Origin of the sequence: Luteolibacter pohnpeiensis (assembly GCF_016595435.1) — a bacterium.
GTDB classification, from domain to species: domain Bacteria; phylum Verrucomicrobiota; class Verrucomicrobiia; order Verrucomicrobiales; family Akkermansiaceae; genus Luteolibacter; species Luteolibacter pohnpeiensis.
In genome coordinates, this window is sequence record NZ_JAENIJ010000004.1 from 152,824 (window position 1) to 176,818 (window position 23,995).

Genomic DNA, 23,995 nt, shown 5'->3' on the forward strand with positions numbered 1-23,995 from the left:
GTGTACCGATCAAACCCATGTTCGATCCGGCCACTAACCGACATTTCTTTTACACCGAGCTCGCCAAGCTCATCGGAGCCGGGTTCGGCATTCGCGAAGCGGCCGATCTCCTGCTCGATTCCAAACTTCCAGCCAAACAGGCGGCGCTTTTGCAACGGCTAAAAGCCGGATTGGCCTCGGGTCAGTCAATCGCCCAATCCTTTGCCGCCGATCCAAACGTTACGGATCTGGAAAAGAGCATCATCGACGCTGGAGAGCGCGGTGGCCGATTGGCCCCGGCATTTGACCATTTGGCGGACTATTTTGGCATGGTCTCAGCGGCTCGACGCCAGTTGATCAAAGGCTCCATCTATCCGTTGGTGCTACTGCACATTGGAGTGATTTTCGGCATCGTCCCGACCGCCCTGATAAACGGCCAAAGCTTTGCTTCGACCATCCCGCAAATTTTGCTCAATCTCGCCATCCTTTACGCGGTGGCGTTCGGACTATTTCTGGCAATTCGCTGGATCATGAAACGGGCGACGGACCATGCCGCGTTCGATTCCGCGCTGAATCGAATTCCGTTCATCGGCAAAGCCCGGCGCAACATGGCACTGGCACGCTTTGCCAAAGTTTACCATATCTGCCTGCTGGCCGGACTTTCCATCAAAGAAACGGTTCACACCTCAATCGCTGCCGCCCATTCAGGCACCTTGAGCCGCGATGGAAAGGCTTTGGAAAAGCAAGCCGGAGACGGCGGGCCGATCGGTCCTGTTTTTGTCATCAGCAAAGGGTTTCCGAAAGCATTCTCCAGTTCTTATCTCACTGCCGAGGAGGCCGGAACCTTGGATAAAGACCTGGAGCGATGGGTTGCCTATTTCAGCAATGAGGCAGCGGACTCGGTCAAAAACCTGTCCGCTGTCCTGCCGAAGCTTTTCTACTTTTTAATCGTCCTGTTCGTCGGCTGGAAGATCGTGAATTTTTATTTCAACTACTTCCAGGTTCTCGACTCGATCGGGAATTGATCAGCTTGGCTTGTCGGCCTCGCGCCAGAATTGCTCGCCGATTTCACTCCCTGCATCCGCCATCAGCCAAAGTTCGCGTGCCAGTGAAGCATTCGTGATCAGATCCTCGGGTTTCTTTTCGGTCCAGGATTCGTAATTTTGATCCACGTTCGTCTTGGCTCGTTTCAGCAAATAATTGCGTTTGGTCCAGCGGTAGAGTTCCAAATCCGCTTCTACCATCAGATGTGACCATTTCCACGGATCACGGTAGATGCCATCACCATTGGCCAGACTTTCAGCGGCTTCTCCGATCTTCCGGGCGTCCTTCAAATAGTCGCGGTTTTTGGTCTGCGAGTAGAGTCCGAGCTTGGCGCGCAGCATCAACGCCGAGTTGTAGGTGAGCTGCGCGTCATTGATTTTTTTGGTCTCCACCACAATGGAGTCCTTATAAAGTCCATTCGATGCGCGGAGGGTTTTGTCGGTCCATTCGACGATTTTCGCCGCTTCTTCGACCAGCACGCCCTTGTCGTCCGCCTGGCTGAATTTTGCCAAACGCAGGCAGCCCACTGCAGCCGGAGCATTCACACAGGTGTTCTTTCCACCGCCCTTGTGAGCGACGTGCCACCAGATTCCGCCGCCCAATTCCTCGTCCCAACCGCTGATCACGAACTTCAGGGTTTCCGCAGCCTTCTTGATGTAGCGGGAATCCTTGGTCAACTCGTAGGCTTCCAGATAGGTGATCACCATCCAGGCGTTATCGTCGTAGTATTTGTCGTTTCCACCGCTGGTTTTAACCGGCTCGTAACCTGGCACCTTCGCGTTTCCATCCCAGTAGCCTTCCAAGCCTTCGAAATATTTCCGCATGATCGAGCTAAAGCGCTTGTCGTAGCGGCAGGCACCCACCAGCGCGGAAAACATCACGCCAGCAGGCCACAAAAAGGCCAAGCCATCCTCGGTGGATTTCTCTTTGTAAAGATCCTGCTTGGAATCCCAGAAATGCTTCTGGATGTATTCCATCACTTCAAAAGCGCGCTTTTGGTATTCTTCGGCTTTCGTTTTTTGCGCGAACGCGGTTCCGCCGGAGAAATTGAGCAACACGAAGCCGGTGCCCAGGGTTTTGAGAGCCCTTCTGCGGCTGATATCTGAATTGGGGATCATGAAAACGGTGTGTTCGGGAGTTTGGAAAAAAGTCCAGGCTAGGTCCTGAACCGCAATGATGGTGATCTTTTTCGACGTCGATCACGGTTCAATCTAGACTTCCCGCCCCCTCCCGGTCCACAGCAATGACGCCTCCAGGCAGCAAAAATCCTCATGAATCAAGAAACTCCCGCCAACTCCGCGTCGCAGAAATGGATCGTTCGGATTCCTGAAGTTTTTTCTGCCTCCACTCAGGAAATCCTATCCGGCCTGGATGCCAGCTCCGCGACGGCATTGGGAACTGAGTATCAATTGATCACCATTCCGGGCCCGGAGCAGTTGGCGGATTCGCCCTCGTCACGTTTCATCCGCTGGAAAATGCCAGTGGATCACTCGTGGCCATGTTGTCCGCAAAAAATGGAAGGATTCATCGAAAAAGCCGCCCAGGCGCTGGCTCGAAAATTTTCCTCCCTGCCCCTGCAATCGATCCTTGTGGGCCAGCTCGATTCCGCCGTGACGAATCGATATTACAAAACGCTGGCATCCAATCTTCGCGGCAGAACTTTGCAGCTTTTTCCAACACTTCCGGCTTCTGATTCGGTCGAGAAACAAGCACCGGACAAACTCACGCTGTTCTGCCTGTTAGGCAAAGAAGGTCTGTTTTGCGGCGTCACCACTCCCCGGAAAGCCAACGGATTCTATGCCGGTGGCACGCGCTACATCAGCCATTCATCCGGCTCGAGCATCAGCCGCGCAGGCGCGAAAATCGCCGAGGCTCTGCATTACCTCGGGCTTCACGCACCGGCTCCTGCGGAAAATTCCCATTGGCTGGAACTGGGGGCAAGCCCCGGCGGAATAACCTCGGAATTGCTCAATCGGGGCTACCGTGTCACCGCGATCGACCGTGCAGCGCTCGATCCACGGCTTTCGCAGGCCGCCAATTTGGATTTCCATCAAATCGACGTCGCGACCTACGCTCCTGCTCCCGGCGTGTCCTTCAATGCCATTCTATCCGACATGAATGGCAGTGCGATGGAATCGATGAAGCAAGTGCTACGACTCTCGCAGTATCTCAAAAAATCCGGCCTGATTATTTTCACGCTGAAAACCTCCGGCACGGAAGATTTTCAGAGCATGAACCAGCTGTGCGATCGGGTTGAACAGCTGGCAGCAGAAGCAGGGTTTCCACGATTGGCGAGGACTCACCTGACCTACAATCGCCAGGAATTCACCCTATTTTTCCGCAAGTAAGAGCCAACTTACCGCGCTTCGAATCCCCGAATCATGAGTGGTTCCGAGCGAAATTTGAATTCGGAATTTATTCCCGAAAACTTGGGAAAACTCCGTTTTTTTTGAACAACTTTCCTTTTGGCCGGGTCTTATATTGTTAGACCTTCATGAAGCCATTCATCCCAAAGTATCCGGACGGAGACATTTCCACTCGATATTGGATCGAGTCCGGAAAGAATTTGCGGATTGAGGAATACCATGGCCCGATCGCCCTGAGCGATTGGCGGACAATGACTTCCGCCATCACATCAGATCCTGCATTTTCTCCGGATCACCACGGATTGATGGACTTCACTCGGGCAAGTCTGCAAATGAGCACCAACGACGTCATCCGGATGGGACTGCTCATGAGGCGGCAAGATTATCTCAGTAATGGATGGCAACTTTTTGTGGTCAACAGCTCAGCCGACTTCGGCAATATCCGGATGTTGAGCCGGTGGGCGAGAAATGAGAATCGGCTGAAGATTTTCAACCGCCGATGCGACGCGGATGCATGGTTTCATCGCAATGGATCTTCCTACCCATTTTGTGTTCAAGCTTCGCCGGCATCCTTTGGAGCGAAGCGGATATCGGCATAAGATTTCGCCTAGTCGCGGAGTCGCATTTCAAATGCGTGAGCGCCGAATGATCAAAAAAATCAAAGCGAGGTGAATATTTCGTGCGATAGTGGGCTCTAAGGAAGTGAATCAACTGATCATTGTTATGAAAACAAAACTTCTCAATTTGACCGCCGTGCTTCTGATCAGCGTCGGTGCCGTTTCCTGCATGACTACCTACGATCCTAGTGGTCGTCCGGTGCAAAGTGTCGATCCCGGCTTGGCCGTCGCAGGTGTGGCAGCTGCCGGATTGCTCGGTTATGCATTGGCGGATGGTAATGACCATCACAGCCATCATACCAACAATTACTACCGTGGCCCGGGTCCAGGTCACCATCATTATTAATCCAGCTTTTTTCGTTCTTGAGGGCGCGACTGCATACAAGTCGCGCTCTTTTTGTATTCAGAGAAAATCTTACCGAGCTTGCGGACATCTGATCGCTTGCCTATGCTTTCCGAGATGAAGCATCCTGCCCGAACACTCACTCTTGCTCTCACACTTGCGTCCATGGCCTGTGCCTTTACACCCGCATCCAGTTCCGCCGCTGAAACATCTGGAAACCCCATCGTAAAAGGTTGGTACGCAGATCCTGAAGGGATCGTGTTCGGCAAACAATATTGGGTCTACCCGACTTACTCTGCCCCATACGGTGAGCAGGTTTACTTCGATGCATTTTCCTCCACCGATCTGGTTAAATGGAAAAAACATTCCAAAGTGCTGGAGCTGGATCGCATCGACTGGGCAAATCGGGCACTCTGGGCACCGAGCGTGATCGAGAAAGATGGCAAGTATTACATCTTCTTCAGCGCAAACGATATCCAGAACGACAATCAAGTGGGTGGCATCGGCGTCGCTGTGGCCAACAAGCCACAAGGCCCATTCAAAGATTACCTCGGCAAACCTTTGGTTGGGAAATTCTATCACGGTGCACAGCCGATTGATGCCTACGTTTTCCACGATGATGACGACAGCTACTACCTGATTTACGGCGGCTGGGGTCATTGCAACATCGCGAAGCTGAACGATAAGTTCGATGGATTCATTCCATTCGAAAACGGCGAAACCTTCCGTTCGATCACTCCCGAAGGCTATGTCGAAGGTCCATTCATGTTCCGCCGCGGAGGAAAATATTACTTCATGTGGTCCGAGGGAGGTTGGACTGGACCTGACTACCGCGTTGCCTACGCCATGTCCGATAGCATCAACGGTCCGTTCAAGCGGATTGATACCGTGCTGAAACAAGACCCTGCGATCGCCACGGGTGCCGGGCACCACTCGGTCATTCACAACAAGGAAAGTGACAGCTGGTATATCGTTTACCACCGTCGCCCGCTTGGTGAAACCGACGGTAATCACCGCGTCACCTGCATCGACAAAATGGAGTTCGATGAAGATGGCAAAATCAAACCCGTCAAACTCACCAACGAGGGTGTTGCCGCAGATCCTCTGAAATAATCCTCATCCAGCTCTACATCAGCTAATTCGGCTGAATCCCTAAACGGCGCTTCATGGAACGTGGAGCGCCGTTTTCTTCATCAGGCCGGGTTTGACCTGATGCCACCGCGTCGTTTAAGATCAGTCGCTCATGATTCGCAAAATCGTCCAATACGGCCACCCCATCCTCCGTCAACGTTGCCAGCCAGTCACCGAAATCAACGATGAGTTGATCGAACTGGTCAATGACATGCTCGAAACGATGGTGCACGCCAACGGTGTTGGACTCGCAGCACCTCAGATCGGGGAAGATCTCCGTTTGGCGGTGATTGATGTTTCCCACGATCCGGAATGCATTTCCTATTTACGGATCAACGGTAAAGAAACCGCCCTTGAAGACGCCATGCCGCTCGTCTTCATCAATCCTGAATTGGAACTCGGTCAGGACAAGGAATTCGGCATGGAAGGCTGCCTCAGCATCCAAGGAATCCGCGCAGAAGTGCGGCGTCCCGAGGAAGTGAAAGCCACACTTCCCCAGCTGGATGGCACGACTCTCGTGGTCGAAACCGATGGATTACTGGCACGTGCTCTCCAGCATGAAATCGATCACCTCAACGGCGTGTTGTTTGTCGATCGGCTCCCAGCAGCCGCAAAAGTCTCGATGAAAAACCGGCTGAAGAAGCTCCTCGCCAATCAGGATCCCGCTTGACCATCGGGCACTCCAGGTCAACCCCCGTGATAATATAGTTTTTAAATTCGGAAATTGAGGCATATTACTCGTCCGGATAACCCGCGCACCACCAAACCGATATGAGCACTTCCAGAGGCATTTTCGACAATCTTTCCAGTAACCCTCCGTCAGAAAGCCCGTTTGCTGTGGTGAATGATTCGAAGGAGCAGACTGAAACTCCTGCGGTGGCCAGCCCGTTCGCAGCCGTATCCCGGCCAGACTCACCATTTGCAGCTATGGGTGACTCAAGCCAACCCCGCTCACCAGGAACGGAAAAAGCTCAGAAATTGCCAGAGCGCCGCAAACCCGAATCACCTTTCCAACTTGCGGATGCCTCGGAAGGTTTTGGTTTCGAAGCGCCAAGCCCTGCGCCTTCACCATTCGAACCAGCTCCGAGCCCGGTATCCTCTCCTTTTTCGCCTGCGCCAGCCCCGGATTTCTCAAGCCGCCCTGCTATTTCCTCGCCATTCGCGGCAGCGACTCAGCCCGTGAAACCGGAAGCACCGGTCGCTCCCACCTGGCCAACCGCCAATCCAAGCCCGGTTTCAGCATTCCAATCTCCCGCTCCTCAAGCTGTTCCGGTGAGCAGCCCGAAGCCGGAAACGCCCTCCTTCGCTCAAGAAAGCGATTCGACCTCAATCCGCCAACTCGAACTTCGTGCCATTTTCGGAGTCGATCGCGAAATGAGCTCTGAAGAAATTCTGCAACGTTCGCGTTCTCTCCCTGGGATTCGCCACATTTCCCGGGTTTCTCAAGATGACATGGCCGCGGTCGACTCGATCAAAAAAATGATCGCCAATCTCGGCTTCGGCGGTGGCGGCATCAAACTCTACGCGGGTTCGGTGCCGATCGAATTCATTCGCGAAAACGGAGTGATGCTCGCCGTTCAAACCGATGGCGGATTCGCTCCCGGCATTCGCGAGACGCTCATGATCGTCGCCCGGGAATTAGGCCGTTCCGCTTGATCCTGCTGGTGATCGGGGCATGCTCTGAGCGTGTCCCCATTTTGGAAAGTACGAGTCGATACCGGAGGAACCTTCACTGACGCCTGGGCGCTAACGCCTACTGGCGAAGAACGGCGCTGCAAGGTGCTTTCGGACGGTTCGTTGGTCGTCAAAGTCCAACACCGAACTGAGGACCATTGGCTCGATCTCGGTCGCGAGCTATCTTTCTCCGATCATACCCTGGTCGGCTTTGATGCAGGAGTCGCCGGAAAAGTCATCGCCGCCCGCGAGCGGGGGCGTTGGATCAAGACTGCCGAAAATATCGAAGCGGATCGTTTAACGCTGCGGAGCGGAGAAGAAGCGCCAGTCCTGGTGGCTCGAATTTTGACAGGAACTCCCTTGGCGGAAAAGCTGCCAGAAATGGATTTCAGGGTTGCGACGACACGTGGCACCAATGCCCTGTTAGAGCGGAAAGGAGCGCCAACGGTCTTGTTCGTGACGCGAGGATTTGCCGATTTACCTTGGATTCGCGATCAAAGGCGCGACCTGTTATTTTCATTGGCTCAACCTGCTGCTGAGGCCATTTGTGAGGGCGTGGTGCCGGTGAAAGGCCGCCTGGATGCAACGGGGCAAGTCGTCGAGCATCCCGACGAACATGAGGTTAAAGCCGCAGCGAGAGAATGGCTTGCCAAAGGGGTGAAGGTTGCCGCCGTCGCCATTTTGCATTCCTGGCGAAATCCCGCACTTGAGGAAACCCTTGCCGGGTGGATTCGCAGTGAAGGATTCGAGCAGGTGACCACCTCCTCTTCAGTCGCGCCTGTGATCCGCTTTTTGCCAAGGATGGAAACCGCGCTCGCAGATGCATGGCTTTCACCAGTGATGAAACACTTCACGGGTCAGGTCTCCAAGGCCATGACACGGGGTGAGCCACTGATGATGACAAGCGCTGGAGGGCTGGTTCCAGCATCGCGCTACAAGCCCAAGGACTCACTCGTTTCAGGACCGGCAGGAGGATTTGTAGGAGCTGCTGCGATCGCCAACGCCGCAGGATTCCCGAAAGTCCTGACCTTCGACATGGGCGGCACCAGCACCGATGTGGCGAGAATCGATGGCGCCTTTGAATACCGCTACGAACAACAGATCGGCCCCGCCCGTGTCTTGGCACCGACCTTGAAAATCGAGACCGTAGCCGCAGGTGGAGGATCCATTTGCCAATGGAAACTCGGGCGGCTTGAGGTTGGGCCTGAAAGCGCGGGATCTGATCCCGGCCCCGCATGTTACGGCCGCGGCGGCCCACTCACAGTCACGGATGTCAATTTGCTGCTTGGATTGATGAAGCCGGAAGGAGCAGGAATTCCATTGGACCTGGAGCCGGCAGAAGCAGAACTCCAAAAGCTCATTCTCGCGATGCAAGCAGATGGGGTTACCCCACCATCCGAGCGCGAACTGTTGATCGGACTTCGCAGCATCGCTGTGGAGAAGATGGCGAACGCGATACGAGGAGTATCGTACTCGGAAGGCCACGATCCTCGGGATTTCGTCTTGTTCGCGTTTGGTGGGGCAGGTCCCCAGCATGCATGTGCAGTCGCCGAAAATTTAGGGATGAGCCGTGTATTGGTTCCGGGTGATGCAGGACTGCTGAGCGCATGGGGCCTGGATCGCGCCAAGCGCCAGGAGCAAGCGACCCAGCAAATTCTTTTACCACTGGGCCAAACCTCTACCGCATCGATCTGGAAAGAATTAGCCTCCAACGCACTGGAACCACTCCAACCAATCGATCGCACATCGGTTGGTTTCCGCTACCTGGCGGAATTGCGCCTGTTAGGCCAAGATACCTCGATCGAAGTGGAGGCCGATTTGTTCGATGAGGATGCGGCTTCATTGGAAATGAAATTTCGCCAGGCTTACTCGAAGCTTTACGGCTATGACGCCCCCTCATCGCGAGCCATCGAATGCGCCGCCCTCCGTGTGATCGCAGAAGAGATCTCCCGTGAATTTGCCGGTGAATCCTTTGGCGAAATCGAAATCCGAGGGCCGCTTACGCTTCAGGACCGGTTTAGCACCTGCATTCTCCCCGATGGATGGGGTCTTCGAAAAGGAAACGGCGGAACGCTTTTGTTAGAGAAAGAAAGTTCCTCTCAGGAGCAAACCCGAGTCGGTATGGATTCCGAAATCCAAGCCGCGTTGTTCCGCAGTCGATTTGAAGGATTAGCCACGGACATGGGGGCGATTCTTCGCAGGACGGCGCTTTCACCTAACGTTAAGGAACGGCTGGACTATTCATGCGCGCTGCTTGATTCCAAAGGCCGACTGCTGGTTAACGCGCCTCATGTCCCTGTCCATCTTGGAGCATTGGGTGTGTGCGTGCGAGAAGTGGCTTCTCAAATCGAATTCCATCCAGGCGATGTTGTCGTGACCAATCATCCGGCAGCGGGCGGCTCTCACTTACCCGATGTCACGGTGATCGCGGCGGCATTCGATCCACAAGGAAACCGGATCGGTTATGTAGCGAACCGAGCTCATCATGCAGAAATCGGAGGAATGGCTCCAGGGTCAATGCCTGCCAACGCCCGAAATCTCGCCGAAGAAGGCGTGGTCATCTCCCCCATCAAGTGGCTGAAGAATGGCGTAATGGATTCCAAATTACTCGAAGATTTGCTGCGCCAGAGCCCCTACCCTTCGCGTCGGCCAGAAGAAAATTTGGCAGATCTTGAGGCCCAGGCAGCAGCGGTTTCGCATGGTGTGAGGGTTCTGCAAAGTTTGGCCGAGCAACATGGTGGCGCGGTCATTCAGAAGGAAATGAGCGGCATTCTCGATCGTTCCGCAGCACTCATGCAATCCCTGTTGAAGCGGCACGAGGGACTGGAGATTTCGCGTCAGGAAGAGCTAGATGACGGCTGGCCAATCAGGGTGAGCATCACGGTTCAACAAGCGAAGATGACGGTGGACTTTTCCGGTTCCGGTGAACAGCACCCTGCCAATTTGAACGCGACTCCGGCGATCGTCCGCAGCGTATTACTTTATGTTCTGCGACTTTGGTTAGATGAGGACATCCCACTGAATGAAGGACTGTTAGATTCGGTTAATCTTATCATTCCTCAGGGCTTTCTGAATCCATCATTCCCACCCGATCCGAAAGAATGCCCGGCCGTTGTAGGTGGCAATATCGAAACCAGCCAGAGGCTCACCGATTTACTGCTGGCGGCGCTCGACCTCTGTGCTCACGGGCAGGGCACCATGAATAATTTTTTGTTCGGAAATGACAGCTTTGGTTACTACGAAACCATCGCCGGTGGTTCAGGAGCCGGACCAAACTTCGCAGGGCAGAGCGGTCGCCACTGCCACATGACGAACACGGCTATCACCGATGCCGAGATTTTGGAGCATCGGTTTCCCGTCCGCCTGCACCGATTTGAATTCAGGCCGAATTCCGGTGGCGATGGAGAATTTACGGGAGGCAACGGGCTCATTCGCGAAGTGGAATTTCTGCAGCCTGTCACCGTTTCAATGCTCACCCAGAGAAGGTCCACCAGCCCACAAGGCATGCATGGCGGAGAAAATGGAGCCTCGGGCAGCCAAGTCCGTATCACCTTAGATGGCACCGCAGAAGTTCTTCCTGGCTCCATCACCTACCAAGCCGCCGAGGGAGAACGGATCATCCTATCCACACCAGGCGGCGGGGGCTGGAACGCTCACCATTCCTAATTTGATGGCTCGAATCGCAGCAAAAAGCCGCCACCGGAAATCCGGTGGCGGCTTGAATAACGTTTCTTAATCGGGCGATTCCCTTAGAGCGTCGCAGTGAGGCGAGCGAAGAGTTTGCCGCCATCTGCGAGGGATGCTGGCAAGGTGACAGTCACCTTATCAACCCCGGAGGCGAAGCCATTGGTTTCAACCGTGACCGTTGCCGAATCCGCAGCGGTCCACTCACCAGTGAGGCTCGTGCTGTATTCAACGCCTGGGTTCACGTAGGTCGAATCGGAATTGCGACGGAAGATGAACACCAAATTACCTTCGGTATCAACCGTGCTGGTTGGCGCATCTGCGAGGCTTGCCGATGTTGGATCCGAGGCGAGAACGAACTCAAGCAAGTTGCTAAAGCCATCGTTGTCCGGGTCTGCATCGGTAGCGGCATCGTCTCCAGTGAGTCCGCTGTTCGCGATGAAGGTATCATATGCAGTCGGTTGTGGCTCGGAACCATCATAAGTGATGGTGATTTCCTTCGCCTCATCGTCATACGAAAGCGCGTATCCGGAGGTCACCGAGGCAAACTCACCAGTGCGAGTGCCGGTGTATTTCGCAATCACGTAGGTCGCTCCTGCAGTGAAACCACCGCCGGTTGGAATGACCGAAAGAGTTGCACCTGTGACATCAAGATCGCCGTTTACGATCAGCAAGTCAGCTCCTGTCTCAAGGCCCAAACCAGCTTCTGGTTGGCCTGTTCCATTCACTTCCCACTTGTATGTGCCGGTGAGGACCGTTGAACCCACGCTCAGAGCACCATAAGGAAGCCCGTAAGATGGATCACCAGGTGCAACACTACCGTCGATTTCAACAGTGCCAGCAACATAACCCGTTCCACCGAGAGTGCCGCCACTTTCGACGAGCACTGGTGAATCGCCAGTGCCACTGCCTTCGAGGTTAGCAACAGTGAGCAAGCCTCCGCGAATCACAGTTCCTTGAGCCAAGTCGAACGCCTTTGCAGTAACATTCGTTTGGTCAAAATTCGCATCATTGGTTGGGTTATCGATGGATTGAACGTAAGTCGTGGTCTTGCCTTGATAGCTATTTGGATAGAGGAACAACATTTCTCCGTCGCCCTCCTTGATGATTCCATAGGCTCCAGCAACCAATGCGTCGACCTCAAGATCATAACCAACCGGGCCATCTGCCACGTCGAAAACCGCATGTTGACGGTTCACCACGTAAAGACCGGTGATCTTTGAGGTAACATCAGAAGCTTCCGTCGAAATCACTGTCCGAGTCGCATCGGTGCCATCAGCAGCAGTTCCATCCGCACGAGAGGTTTCGGTTTGCCCAGTGAGAACCAGGTTCGCACCTCTCAGCACGACACGGCCTTGAGCGACACCTTCATCATTCGTAACGGTTCCAACCGGAAAGTACTGAATCGCAGAGGTCACTTCAATCGTGCCACCGTCTTCTGCACGGAGCTGACCAATCGTTGGAACATATTCGATGTAGTCACCACCGAATCCGCTGTAGGCAGATGCTCTCAACACACCCGATCCACGTGCAGTGGCAAAGAAACGGGTGTTGAAGACCGTCTGGTTAAACATATCGGTCGAGAAGTCCAACACACCATCTTCAACGACGATTTCATGGGAATCAGCTCCTGAAGTGGTGGAGCCGCCGTAACCACTCAATTTCATCAGACCAGGACCCGTTTTGGTAAACGTTCCATCCAGAATCAATTTGCCATAATGGTAGAACGAAACATCCGTTGGGACGTCTACAGTTGCATCTGTCAAAGACAACACCCGGTTGGTAGCAACAGTCGATTGAATCTCAAGTGTCGTGCCAGCGCCCATATAAAGTGTTCCCGGAGAGAGAGGGTCACCAAAGGCCAAGCCGGAATTCACTGAGAGAGTGCCTGCGTTCACTTGTACCGAACCACTGAGGTAGTTGTCGGAATCAAGGGAAAGTATGCCACTTCCATTCTTCACAAGATTGGCAGAACCATACAGTCCCGAACCTTGGAGTGAGTAATCCTTAGAGCTGTTGTTGAAAATGATTTCACCAGGAGCAACAGATGCATCTACATTAATTGCGGTTGCCTCAGACGTATCATCGAACAACACAGTCGCCCCATCGGTGTAAGCGACGTCAAATGTATCCCAAGGTGCCGTCTCACCCGTGCCTTCCCAAACGATTGGGGTGGAAGTGGATGCAGTTGGATCCGGGAACTTGATTTTACCAGTCGCGGTATTCCGGGCTTCTGGGGTAGGATAGACGAATCCGCCGCTACCTACATAGTCGAGCACTGTCCAGGTCGTACCATCATTGCTGATTTCCATTTGCCATTGGACGGGATCGCGAGCGATTGCATCGTTGGCAGTCACGAATTGATAACTATCGAATGTTTGGGAAGATCCCAGATTGAACACCAGTCCACCTTTATTGAAATCGAGCCACTTGGTGCTATAATCACCATCAATAACATTCGCCACGCCTTCAGCTGCAGGAGTATTACCATTTGGGTTGGTTACCGAAGTAACGGGAACCAAGGTATCTCCATTGTAGAATTCAAACTCAGAAAGCTGAATGGAATTCGGCGTACCGCGGAATGCTAGTGGGGTAAAGCGCACATATTGGCAGGTGACAGAACTTCCATCGACAACACGATAGCTGAAGTCCTGGTATACGGTCCCATTAGCATTACTGGCTACGATCGTATAGGTTCCCGAAGGATCGATTGACGTGAGATCAATGTAACCATAGGTGGTGGTTTGTGTTCCGGAAGTCGTAGTCTGACTCAATGAGGTCAAATCGATATTGCCCGGCATAAGGGTGATCGATGTTGGAGCCCCTCCTGTCGAAGTGTCTCCAAGAATTCCCCATCCAAGTGACGATGTATCACCCGCAGCTACAATGGCTGGATCTGGGTAGCAATCGAAATAGTCGAAAGTCAATCCGGAAGAAGAAGGGATATCAAATCCTCCTTGGTAAGCAAAATACGAATCACGACTAACCGGAGCAACGTCTGTGCGAGTGTCAATCACAGTATAATTCACACCATCACTACTTCCTTCAAGCGTCCAGGAACGGGGATGGCGATACATGTAATCATTCGCCGAGGCAAAATCATAAGAACTGATCGTGACAGGCGCTTCAAAGGCAAACACCAATGGGGTGTAGGCAGTTGGCGTATCCTCAGGAGCACCTCCGCTATACCATTTCGTGGTCAGCAAACCATCAACCAAGTTCATTGGTCCTTCTGCATCATCCTCAACAGGATCGACACCTTGTTCAGTAACTGTGACTGGAACCGCATCACCAGATGTTAGATTTCCGTTTAAGTTCAAACGGACGCCATGATTGTAGAATGCGATTTCTGAGAGCTGTTGCTCATAGTTACCATCTCCACCGTTCGCAGCGGTTGTGGTGAATCGGTAGTATTGATACGTTACTTCTGAAAGTGCTTGAGCAGAAGCAGTGAAGCATACCGTCGTGGTAATGACCGCAGCGATTGCGCTAATAGCGCGAAATCTGCCGTTGAGTTTTAATTTCGGTTTCATAGTCGATGTTTGAGATTCAGCCCGGAAACTCGGAACCGCCATGATTGCCATAAGCGTTGCATATGGGCGCACCAAGGCAGCCCGGAATTCCCGGACACAAGCAATGATGCCCATCAATAGCAGCCAATATGCCACATCCCAAGTGGAGAAATGAACAATTCCTCAATTTAGAGTAATTTATCGGCCTAAAATTCAGGCGAAATCGAAGAATCATGCCAAATGCAACACACCATTATTCAATTAGTAATAATTGAAACGCAAGGTCAATTATATCTTGAACTTGATTGATCCTCTACGACTCGCAAGCAATCGTGAATCCATCCATGTATATCATTTGTTTTAAATTCAATAACCCTAAAGTTTGAAATTGTTATAACAGTACAAAAAAGGAGCGAGGCCAATCCCCCGCTCCTCTTAGAATTTAGTAATTTAAAGCTGATTGCTCAGTTAGCGTTACTTTCTTTATCACTATTGAGCGATTGCTGCATCTCGAAATCGACTCGAGACTCAGGAACAATCTTGATTGCCAGAGGTCCAAGACGTGGATCCGTGCCTGGCGCGATGATCACAAGATTTCTGATATCAGGATCAGGTGTCCAAACTGAGGTAAATAAGGGATCTTTCGGTCTTGCTGGACCAACAAACGCAATTGGGGTCGGCGTGGTTCCTCCCGGCGCAAAATCTTCTGATCCGCGCGGTTTCAATACTTTTCGGTCTTTCCCGAAAGCACAGCCCAATTGGCCTTTGGTCATGTTCAGCATCCGGAATGAGCCAAATTTGAACCCGTCCGAGCTATCCTCGAATGGAATACCCGTGATGCCCGAAGGCTCGTTAGGATTCGGCAACAACAAGATTAACGGTTCTTTGACATTTGGAAGTATCGGAATTCGAAGAACCACAGGCTTTCCTTCAGCATCTTTACGATCCGCAGCTTGAAGATAGACGATATGATCATCGCCAACAGCAACCCGATAAGGCGCTGTTTTTCGAGTCTGATTGAGACCTTCGATTTTTTTACCTTCTTCACCAGAAAGGACCTTCAAATCACGGCCGGAGATGTTGCCATCCCATGCCAGAAATCGGACAGGAAGTGCCATTGCAGGAAGGATGGTCACCCACAAAACAATAGCGTATTTGAGAAAAACAGTCTTCATGAGTTTTCTTTAGCAATTTGGTTATCTAATTCTTCATTCATTATCTCACGGAATGATACCACTTCAAACTTACGACCGAATGTCTGGTTCACCTCATTCACATTCTCAGGAGATTCCCAAACTGGATCAGATTGATCAACCCAATCCGGAACGCGTTGCACAGTCGCTTCGCACCATGAACGGGCCAGCACCTTGCCGTATTTGTCCTTCGCTTCACCGTAGGCACGAATCGTAAACGTATCAGATCGAACCGACATGATCGGTCCCAAGCTGTTTAGAAGGTCAGCTTGAGTAAGCCAGCCAGGAAGTCCGACGCCAGTGTCTGCTTCAGGAATGTTGGAGCGTTCTGGGTATCCAAGTGGATCGAACGAAGAAACTGATGACTGTTTATTGAGTCCTGAGTTATCAATTGCCGCTTGGAGTGCGCCTTTTTGTCCAAGATCCCCACTAACAAGACGGCGGTTTACAAACTCTCCAAGGGACAGGAAAGGGCCACGCTTGCGGACTTCATCCACGATTTCACTAGCCAAGGATTTGATATCGCTGTCGCTAAGCTCGCGGTATCCTGTCCAGAGATCGTCAGCTTCCCCCATTGGGTTTCTGAATCTTGGCATTGGAGTCGAGCCATTGAACGATTTTGACGAGGTGCTGTTGTTTTCAATATCTTCAACGTTCAGACTACTGTCACGCAAACTCGCAAGAACTGCTTCCCAGGCGGCGACATTGGTGGAATTCACGTTGAAGGAACCATCAACCAAAATATGCGAACTTGCATAACGGCAACCTTCCGGTGAAGTCAGCTGATCGATAATTTCCTCATCGGTGAGGCCACCGCGATATAAGATATGACGTGGGTTGCGCAGTGGATTCTTCACTGGATCTTCAAGCCAATCTGAAACAATCGAGTCTATGCCCTTGACGGTTTGAGACTGCTCATCATCCCAAACATCAGGCGAACCCTTCCTTGAGCTGAATGAGAGCTCGGGAGCAATGGAGGAGAAGTAATAATCATCCCAAAGCGCGGCGTTCATCAGATATGGGATATCATACAGACTCAATCCGGTTGGATAGATCTGCTGGGCATCCGGAGACGAAGTTTTCTTCAGCAACTTCGAGACACTACCGATCGGAATGAATGGAGATGCCCAAGAGTTTCCGACCTGATAGGATGTGATGAATGATGAATCCGAAAAGTCAGCATTTTGGAACTGAGCTATCGAAAGCATCGGTTCTTCGGGAATCTCGAAGAAAGCCAAACGCTCCCTACCACCACCTGAAGAGTTATTTAGACCGTAAAAGGAGAGGCGGCCGTTGGTAGTCGTTTGCAAAACATCGCCAGCAATTGTCCGGGTTGAGGCAATTGAGGAATCGTAATGCGAATTCGGCAATGTCTGCGCACCCGAAATCATGGTATTGGTATACCGCTGTCTCGGATTAACGGTGTAAACAATATCAGAAGGCGATTGGTCTCCTGAATTGGCCGCTGTGCGGTGGAAGGTTTCGATCACACTCACGATCTGCGGGGTTCCTGAAATCAAATCCGCTCCACTCACGACGGAAGAATAAACGTTCTCATCGGTACGGGTTCCTTTGTAAATTTGAACCTCTTCAATTGGCGGGATATTCAAGGCAACCGTTTGACCTGGTTCAAACGAGTTCACATCCGGATTCTTGATTCGGTATGCACCTTCCAAGGTTTGGAAGTAGAAGTAGGAGCCACGGTTGAAATAGGTCCGGAAGGAAATGGTATCCGTTGCCGCAGATATCGTTGGCGGAGACGCAGTGCCGTTACCGGTAAGTTTGGTCAAATCAACCCCGATACCGCCTTGAACCTTTAACTCCGCAGCGGAGTTAACAGGCTTTAGGAACACAGAACGATTGCGATCGACTTTATTCAGCGCAACGTTGCCTGGGTCTGGAAGCGTAACAATCTCACTACTTGCAGGAACAAAGACACGCACTTCACCCGGACCAAAGTGGATCGGATCACTGACATCACCATTATCATTTCCGGTTGATGTCATTTTGCACAAATAGTAAGGCTCTGCCATACGACCGTGACCCGAGTTCACCCAACCCACTCCCATACCACGTCCCATCGATCTTGAGATGTAATCCAAGCCAGCGGTTGATACGGTACCACCTTTATTGAGGGTGCAGGTAAATTGGAATGGTTCGTCCATCCAAGGATAGGCAACGAAGCCTTCGGACTCGATGGCAACGTTGTAAGGGTTCCAGAGAGTGATCACCGGGGTGAAGACCAACTTGATGGGGCGGCCACGACGAAGGTCACCGTCTCCGAGCGTGAAGGAAACGTACAGCAAGATCCGGTCCAGAATTGGGTTAATCGCGGTCTCTGAACCTCTAGGCGAATCGATAACGGTGTAATTCGGATTGGTTTGCTCCCGCGTGAAAACGGTAGGAGTTCCATCAGATTTATACATGTGGTGCGGAATCCGATAGAAGGAACGCAGGGCATTGAATGTCGGTGCAGCACCCGCATCGAGATTGTAGGTTCGGATAACCGGATTGTAATTCACCACGAACTGGACAGAACCAGTCCCCACTCCCGTGAACAACGGTGTTTCCGTGGTACTGTTGCTGCTGCCACCACCGAGGGCAAATGGGTTGGTTACATTATTCCAGCTGGTTTTCTCAAAGTCACTGTCACTCATTTCAAAGCCGAGTGACATGTCAGTTTTAAGCCCGCCATTCGTCACACTCGATAGCACTCCGAGTGAGGTCGTGGTGTGCTCTCTAGCGAGACGCGCCGCACTTTTGCGATCGAGACCGTATTCAGGATCCAAAGCAGCTTGCTGGACCGTCAAAACTTTTGCAGCCCGGGTGTCCCAGCCACTATCAGGATTTTGTGCAATGTCTGAAAGACCAACGTTGGGTCGAGTTGGAGCCACAACAGCATCGTTTTCAACCACCCGCTCTTCATCGGTTCCGATTGCAATTGATGCTTTCGTAGCGGCCTGACTGACTGCCCATGCGTAACTGCCTTTCGGTTTGCCTTCAGGATCGGTCAACGGAACTTTCTCCGCCATGGTGCTGAATCCATCCAGATCTTCCGAGAATAGCTCAATACCATCTCCTACAACCGCACTTTTGGCATACTCTTCCTTTTCGGTATCAGACATCTTCTCCGACGAGACGAGCCACTTCTTGAAGCCGCTGCTTTTCTCCTGATCATAGGAAGGGCCTGAGGCTTGAGTGTCATCCAAAACATCCGGGCGCCCAGGAGAACTCCATACACCTACCAAATTCGGACGGCCGACACCATCGCCGAGAATGGAGGCATCAGCGGTGATTCTGCGGTCATCTCCCAGTTGGGTTTGCAGCTCGTTAATGGCCATGGCAAGAGCCAATCTTGCGTTTGCACTTGCGATTTGTTGTGCATCATTGTTTTGAGTCGTCTTGAGACCAATCGCGCCCAGCGACATCAAGCCGAGGCCGAGAACAAGCAGCAACACCATCATCAGCATGACTGCGATCAGCGCAAAGCCATTCATGCGCCGGGCTATGCGGCGGCGACGCTTCCTCGCTTTGGTTGGAGTGAAATGAATTGGATTTTTCATAATTGGTTCGTGCTCGATCAAACGAACATCAGGGCTGGGGTTTCAGTAAAAGTGGACTCATCTGCTACGTTGAGCAAGGAGTCACCGGGCTTGGATCGGAAATTGTCTAAAAAATCACCAGAAAGAGCTATGCCGATTGGCTCTTCCGTGATGTGGCCTGTGTTGAAATGGTGGTTCAGAGCGGGAAAAAATCTGTTGCTCTGCTCCACTTGGCAAGGCTGAAGCTGGCAGAATCCTGGAGCAGCCACAAAAAGCGTTCTCTTGGAGTGAGATCTAGAGAATGGCCCATTGCACAAAAAATGCTTTGGCTTGAGGGATTGAGTTTTATTTCTCCTAGCTTCCGCCATTTCTGGAACTTTACGCAAACCCAGCAAAGGAAGTGCCCGAGCTTGAACCAAGCTCGAATCAATCCTGCGACCGGACTCGCAAATGACGAAAGGATCACTCATGAAGTAACATGAAACGGCGATATTTGTGGATAACGAAAATCCATCTCAGTAGATTCCGCACCCGCTTTTCACTTCACATGGTAAATACATTGTGTGCTCTGTCCAGCATATTCTTCAATTCGCTCGGTGAACTCCAGCCCACAGCGCAAATCATTCCATTGCCTGAGAAAAACCAACTTTGAGGGCTATTTCATCTTGTAGAAATAGGCTTTGATACGAAAACACCCCGCCCCACCGGACTTGGTGAGACGGGGTGTTAGAGTGATGGTCAGGATTATGCGGAAGCAATTCCTTCCTCGTCCTCAACCGATTCGACCTCTTGGACGATCGGCTCTGGCTCCTCGACGGTGAATTCGAACTCTGACTCGCGATGGCAGTCGAAGCCGGTTCCAGCCGGGATGAGGTGACCCATGATGACGTTTTCCTTGAAGCCAGTGAGGTAGTCGACTTTGCCCAAGGTCGCAGCTTCCGTGAGGACACGGGTGGTGTCTTGGAAGGAAGCGGCCGAGATGAACGAGTCCGTCTCAAGCGACGCCTTGGTGATACCAAGCAGAACTGGCTCGCCTTCAGCAGGTTTACCACCGGATGCAAGGATCTCAGCGTTCACCCGCTTGAAGGTCGTGCGATCAACTTGATCACCCCAGAGGAACTGATCAGCGTCGCCCGGCTCGGTGATTTTCACCTTGCGCAGCATCTGACGGATGATGACCTCGATGTGCTTGTCGTTAATTTCCACGCCTTGGACGCGGTAAACCGACTGCACCTCGTTGACCAAGTGCTCTTGAAGTTCCTGAGCACCGCAAGCTTCCAGAAGATCTTCCGGAGAAACAGGGCCCTCGGTGATTTGGTCACCACGCTTCACTTGGTCACCTTCAGTGACGACCACGTGTTTACCCATCGGCACAAGGTGATCGACTTCTTCGCCGGTCGCCTTGTCGGTAACGATGACCTTCTTCTTGCCGCGGACATTGCCACCGAAGGAAATTTCACCATCGATTTTCGCGATGACGCAGGAATCCTTTGGCTTACGAGCTTCGAAAAGCTCGGCAACCCGCGGAAGACCACCGGTGATGTCCTTGGTGCGAGCCACTTTCCGCGGAGTCTTTGCAAGCTGAGTTCCCCCAGTGACGACTTGGCCTTCCTTCACGGAAAGGTGAGCGCCGACCGGAATGGAGTAGCTGGCTTTTACTTCCTTGGTCTTCTCATCGATGATGACGACTTGTGGGTGGAGGTCTTCCTTGTGCTCGGTGACGACCATCCCCTTCTTGCCGGTTTCCTTATCGGTTTCGTTGGCAACGGTGATTCCGGAAATCATGTCGCGGAATTCAACCTTACCGCCTTTTTCCGTAAGAATCGGCACGTTGTAAGGATCCCATGTGACCACGGTATCGCCCTTCTTCACGTCCTCGCCATCCTTGATGGAGATCACGGATCCGATGACGATGTTGTGGCTTTCGAGCTCAAGACCACCTTTATCGCGGATGGAAATGGTGCCGTTCTTGTTCAGCACGACCCAATCGCCTTCTGCCGATTGCACGGTGCGAAGGTCCTTGTAAACCAAGCGACCGGAATTCTTCGCCTTGATGATCGGCTGCTTGAAGGTCGCTGCCGCCACACCACCGACGTGGAACGTCCGCATGGTCAGCTGGGTTCCAGGCTCACCGATCGATTGCGCTGCAATGATACCGACAGCCTCACCGATTTTCACTGGCAAGCCAGTCGCAAGGTTCAAGCCGTAGCAATTCGCACAGCAACCACGTTCTGCCTCACAGGTGAGAACCGAACGGATCTTCAGCTTCAGCACACCGATGCGCTCGATCGCATTCGCTTGGGTTTCCGTGATGACATCATCGACGTCCACCAGCACATCGCCAGTGACCGGGTCTTTGATTTGCTCACAGGAAACGCGGCCGTAAACGCGGGTCGCTAGGGATGCAGCTTCCTCGTCACCGTCATAAATCGCAGCCACGGAAATTCCGTTCACGGTGCCGCAATCCTGTTGGGTGATGATCACGTCTTGCGCGACGTCGACCAACTTACGAGTCATGTATCCGGAGTCCGCCGTCTTCAGCGCGGTATCGGAAAGTCCCTTACGCGCACCGTGGGTGGAAATGAAGTATTCGAGCACCGAAAGTCCTTCACGGAAGTTCGAAATAATCGGGCGTTCGATAATTTCACCGGATGGCTTGGCCATCAGACCGCGCATACCGCCGAGCTGCTTGATCTGCGATTTGTTACCCCGAGCACCGGAATCGACCATCATGAAGAGTGGTGATGCCTTAGCCTTACCATCGTTGTGCTCGATCTTGCGATAAAGCGCGTTCGCGATGGTGTCGGTGGCTTGGGTCCAAACGTCGACAACCTTCTGGTAGCGCTCGCCGTCGGTGATGACACCGTTGCGATACTGTTTGGTGACCTTTTCAACTTCGGCGTAGGCGTTGGCGATGATTTCCTTTTTCTCTTCAGGAATCACCATGTCAACGATACCGATCGAGGTTCCGGAGCGAGTTGCTTCGCGGAAGCCGAGGGCTTTCAGAGCATCCAGCGTTTCCACGGTGCGCTTCTTGCCGGCCACCTGATAGCAGCGCCAGATGATGTCACCGATTTGCTTCTTGCCGACGTTGCGGTTGATGAAGCCCACGCCTTCCGGCCAGATTTCGTTGAAACGAACACGGCCTGGAGTGGTCTCGATGATCTTCAGATCGGAATCACCGTAAACCGTCTTCTTGCCGTAGTCCTGATTGCGGATGCGGATCCAGGAATGGTATTCGATCTTGCGGGAAGCGATGGCGAACTCGACTTCGGAAGAGTTCTCGAACAGCGGGAGATGCTCCTGCTTTTCGCGATCCTTCTGGGTGCGAACACCTGCCCAAGTGAGGTAGTAAGTTCCAAGAATGATGTCCTGGGAAGGAACTGTGATCGGACGGCCGGATGCAGGCGAGAAGATGTTGTTCGGAGCCAACATCAACTGACGTGCTTCCATCTGTGCTTCCACGGAAAGTGGAACGTGCACCGCCATTTGGTCACCGTCGAAGTCCGCGTTGTAAGCGGTACAAACGAGCGGGTGAACGCGGATCGCCTCACCTTCGATCAACTTCGGCTCGAAAGCCTGGATCGACAAACGGTGAAGGGTCGGGGCGCGGTTCAGAAGGATCGGGTGACCTTTGGTGACCTCAGCGAGAATATCCCAAACCTCGGTGGTCTTGCGATCGATCATCTTCTTGGCCGAACGAACGGTGTGGCAGTAGCCAAGTTCTTTCAGGCGGCGGATGATGAAGGGTTCGAACAAGGTAAGCGCCATCTTCTTCGGAAGACCGCACTGGCCGAGCTTGAGATCGGGACCGACGACGATGACGGAACGACCGGAGTAGTCGACCCGCTTGCCGAGAAGGTTTTGACGGAAACGACCACCCTTACCCTTGAGCATGTCGCTGAGGGACTTGAGCGGACGGTTGCCTGCACCGGTAACGGCACGGCCGTGGCGACCGTTGTCGAACAAGGCGTCCACAGCTTCCTGCAGCATCCGCTTTTCGTTGCGGATGATGACTTCCGGAGTCTTGAGAAGAAGCAGGTTCTTCAGACGGTTGTTCCGGTTGATCACACGACGATAGAGGTCGTTCAGGTCGGAGGTCGCAAAGCGTCCACCTTCCAATGGAACCAGCGGACGCAGGTCCGGAGGAATCACGGGAAGCACGGTCTGGATCATCCACTCAGGACGCGACTTCGAAATCGCGAAACCTTGCGTGATTTTCAGTCGCTTCGAGAGCTTCTTCTTGTTTTGCTTCGAGCGCGTCGTTTCGAGTTCCGCTTCGAGTTCCTTGGTCAGCTCAGCGAGGTCAGCCTGGCGGAGCAAATCTTGGATTGCCTCGGCACCCATGGAAGCGCGGAACGATCCGTCGCCGTAGGTGTCTTCCGCTTCACGCAGCTCGGTTTCGGTCAGCAATTGACCACGCTCAAGCGCGGTGTTGCCTGGCTCGGTCACCACGTAGTCTTCGTAGTAAATCACGCGCTCCAGCTGGCGAGCACTCATGTCGAGCATGAGGCCGATGCGGGATGGCATGCACTTGTAGAACCAAATGTGGGAAACCGGCACCGCCAGTTCGATGTGGCCCATGCGCTCACGACGCACACGGCTCAGAGTCACCTCAACACCGCAGCGATCGCAAACGACGCCTTTGTGCTTGATGCGCTTGTATTTACCGCAGGCGCACTCCCAGTCGCGGGTTGGTCCGAAAATGCGCTCGCAGAAGAGACCGCCTTTTTCAGGTTTAAAGGTCCGATAGTTGATGGTTTCGGGGTTTTTCACTTCGCCCTTGGACCAAGAGCGGATGACTTCCGGAGAAGCCACCGTGATCGAGACTTGATCGAAAGCCTCGGGGCGTTCGTCCACGCCAAAAAGTTCGCGAAGGTTGTTGTCGACACTCATGTTAAATCAGGAAT

At 52.7% G+C, this 23,995-nt stretch carries 14 protein-coding genes; 8 read left to right on the forward strand and 6 right to left on the reverse strand.

Annotated features, from left to right (window positions below; genetic code table 11):
• The first annotated feature begins 17 nt into the window (after positions 1–17).
• Positions 18–1,004 carry a type II secretion system F family protein gene (locus JIN85_RS03910; RefSeq protein ID WP_200267855.1) on the forward strand — a complete coding sequence of 329 codons (987 nt, stop codon included), beginning with the start codon at positions 18–20 and terminating at the stop codon, positions 1,002–1,004.
• Here the strand turns inward: JIN85_RS03910 and JIN85_RS03915 are convergent, their stop codons facing one another.
• Entirely contained in the window at positions 1,005–2,141 is a 1,137-nt protein-coding gene (locus JIN85_RS03915; RefSeq protein ID WP_200267857.1) for a glycoside hydrolase family 76 protein, read from the reverse strand. It lies immediately after the preceding gene.
• Between the two features lie 153 nt (positions 2,142–2,294).
• Between JIN85_RS03915 and JIN85_RS03920 the strand changes: the two genes are divergently transcribed.
• From JIN85_RS03920 to JIN85_RS03950, 7 genes are all read left to right on the forward strand, one after another.
• Complete coding sequence (locus tag JIN85_RS03920) at positions 2,295–3,371, forward strand: SAM-dependent methyltransferase (protein WP_200267859.1); 1,077 nt, start codon at positions 2,295–2,297, stop codon at positions 3,369–3,371.
• 146 nt (positions 3,372–3,517) lie between these two features.
• Positions 3,518–3,988, forward strand: coding sequence for a hypothetical protein (locus JIN85_RS03925; RefSeq protein ID WP_200267861.1), 471 nt, complete (start codon positions 3,518–3,520; stop codon positions 3,986–3,988).
• Between the two features lie 124 nt (positions 3,989–4,112).
• On the forward strand, positions 4,113–4,352 hold the full coding sequence (locus tag JIN85_RS03930) for a hypothetical protein (protein ID WP_200267863.1): 240 nt from the start codon (positions 4,113–4,115) through the stop codon (positions 4,350–4,352).
• 114 nt (positions 4,353–4,466) lie between these two features.
• Positions 4,467–5,462: a glycoside hydrolase family 43 protein gene (locus tag JIN85_RS03935; RefSeq protein WP_234047218.1), complete on the forward strand. Its 996-nt coding sequence runs from the start codon at positions 4,467–4,469 to the stop codon at positions 5,460–5,462.
• Between the two features lie 130 nt (positions 5,463–5,592).
• The gene (gene def, locus JIN85_RS03940; protein WP_200267865.1) at positions 5,593–6,150 is read left to right on the forward strand and encodes a peptide deformylase; all 558 of its coding nucleotides are present in this window, start codon (positions 5,593–5,595) and stop codon (positions 6,148–6,150) included.
• 101 nt (positions 6,151–6,251) lie between these two features.
• Entirely contained in the window at positions 6,252–7,136 is an 885-nt protein-coding gene (locus tag JIN85_RS03945) for a hypothetical protein (protein WP_200267867.1), read from the forward strand.
• 30 nt (positions 7,137–7,166) lie between these two features.
• Entirely contained in the window at positions 7,167–10,820 is a 3,654-nt protein-coding gene (locus tag JIN85_RS03950) for a hydantoinase B/oxoprolinase family protein (RefSeq protein WP_200267869.1), read from the forward strand.
• Between the two features lie 83 nt (positions 10,821–10,903).
• Here JIN85_RS03950 and JIN85_RS03955 read toward each other — a convergent pair whose 3' ends face one another.
• The 5 genes from JIN85_RS03955 to rpoC form a co-directional block, all read right to left on the reverse strand.
• Positions 10,904–14,371 (reverse strand): discoidin domain-containing protein, encoded by a 3,468-nt coding sequence (locus JIN85_RS03955; RefSeq protein WP_200267871.1) that lies wholly within the window; start codon positions 14,369–14,371, stop codon positions 10,904–10,906.
• 443 nt (positions 14,372–14,814) lie between these two features.
• A complete protein-coding gene (locus JIN85_RS03960) occupies positions 14,815–15,525 on the reverse strand; it encodes a hypothetical protein (protein WP_200267873.1) in 711 nt (236 codons plus the stop codon).
• Complete coding sequence (locus JIN85_RS03965) at positions 15,522–19,106, reverse strand: hypothetical protein (protein WP_200267875.1); 3,585 nt, start codon at positions 19,104–19,106, stop codon at positions 15,522–15,524. The genes JIN85_RS03960 and JIN85_RS03965 overlap by 4 nt, the downstream gene beginning before the upstream one ends.
• 17 nt (positions 19,107–19,123) lie before the next feature.
• Positions 19,124–19,555, reverse strand: coding sequence for a hypothetical protein (locus JIN85_RS03970; protein ID WP_200267877.1), 432 nt, complete (start codon positions 19,553–19,555; stop codon positions 19,124–19,126).
• Positions 19,556–19,829: 274 nt separating this feature from the next.
• Positions 19,830–23,981: a DNA-directed RNA polymerase subunit beta' gene (gene rpoC / locus JIN85_RS03975; RefSeq protein ID WP_200267879.1), complete on the reverse strand. Its 4,152-nt coding sequence runs from the start codon at positions 23,979–23,981 to the stop codon at positions 19,830–19,832.
• Positions 23,982–23,995: the final 14 nt, after the last annotated feature.

Bases quoted from the DNA above. Each gene is read 5' to 3' on its own strand.
- rpoC (WP_200267879.1), bottom strand. From the start codon at position 23,981: ATGAGTGTCGACAACAACCTTCGCGAACTTTTTGGCGTGGACGAACGC.
- JIN85_RS03920 (WP_200267859.1), top strand. From the start codon at position 2,295: ATGAATCAAGAAACTCCCGCCAACTCCGCGTCGCAGAAATGGATCGTT.
- def (WP_200267865.1), top strand. From the start codon at position 5,593: ATGATTCGCAAAATCGTCCAATACGGCCACCCCATCCTCCGTCAACGT.
- JIN85_RS03970 (WP_200267877.1), bottom strand. From the start codon at position 19,555: ATGAGTGATCCTTTCGTCATTTGCGAGTCCGGTCGCAGGATTGATTCG.
- JIN85_RS03910 (WP_200267855.1), top strand. From the start codon at position 18: ATGTTCGATCCGGCCACTAACCGACATTTCTTTTACACCGAGCTCGCC.
- JIN85_RS03960 (WP_200267873.1), bottom strand. From the start codon at position 15,525: ATGAAGACTGTTTTTCTCAAATACGCTATTGTTTTGTGGGTGACCATC.
- JIN85_RS03935 (WP_234047218.1), top strand. From the start codon at position 4,467: ATGAAGCATCCTGCCCGAACACTCACTCTTGCTCTCACACTTGCGTCC.
- JIN85_RS03925 (WP_200267861.1), top strand. From the start codon at position 3,518: ATGAAGCCATTCATCCCAAAGTATCCGGACGGAGACATTTCCACTCGA.
- JIN85_RS03945 (WP_200267867.1), top strand. From the start codon at position 6,252: ATGAGCACTTCCAGAGGCATTTTCGACAATCTTTCCAGTAACCCTCCG.
- JIN85_RS03930 (WP_200267863.1), top strand. From the start codon at position 4,113: ATGAAAACAAAACTTCTCAATTTGACCGCCGTGCTTCTGATCAGCGTC.
- JIN85_RS03915 (WP_200267857.1), bottom strand. From the start codon at position 2,141: ATGATCCCCAATTCAGATATCAGCCGCAGAAGGGCTCTCAAAACCCTG.
- JIN85_RS03965 (WP_200267875.1), bottom strand. From the start codon at position 19,106: ATGAAAAATCCAATTCATTTCACTCCAACCAAAGCGAGGAAGCGTCGC.
- JIN85_RS03955 (WP_200267871.1), bottom strand. From the start codon at position 14,371: ATGAAACCGAAATTAAAACTCAACGGCAGATTTCGCGCTATTAGCGCA.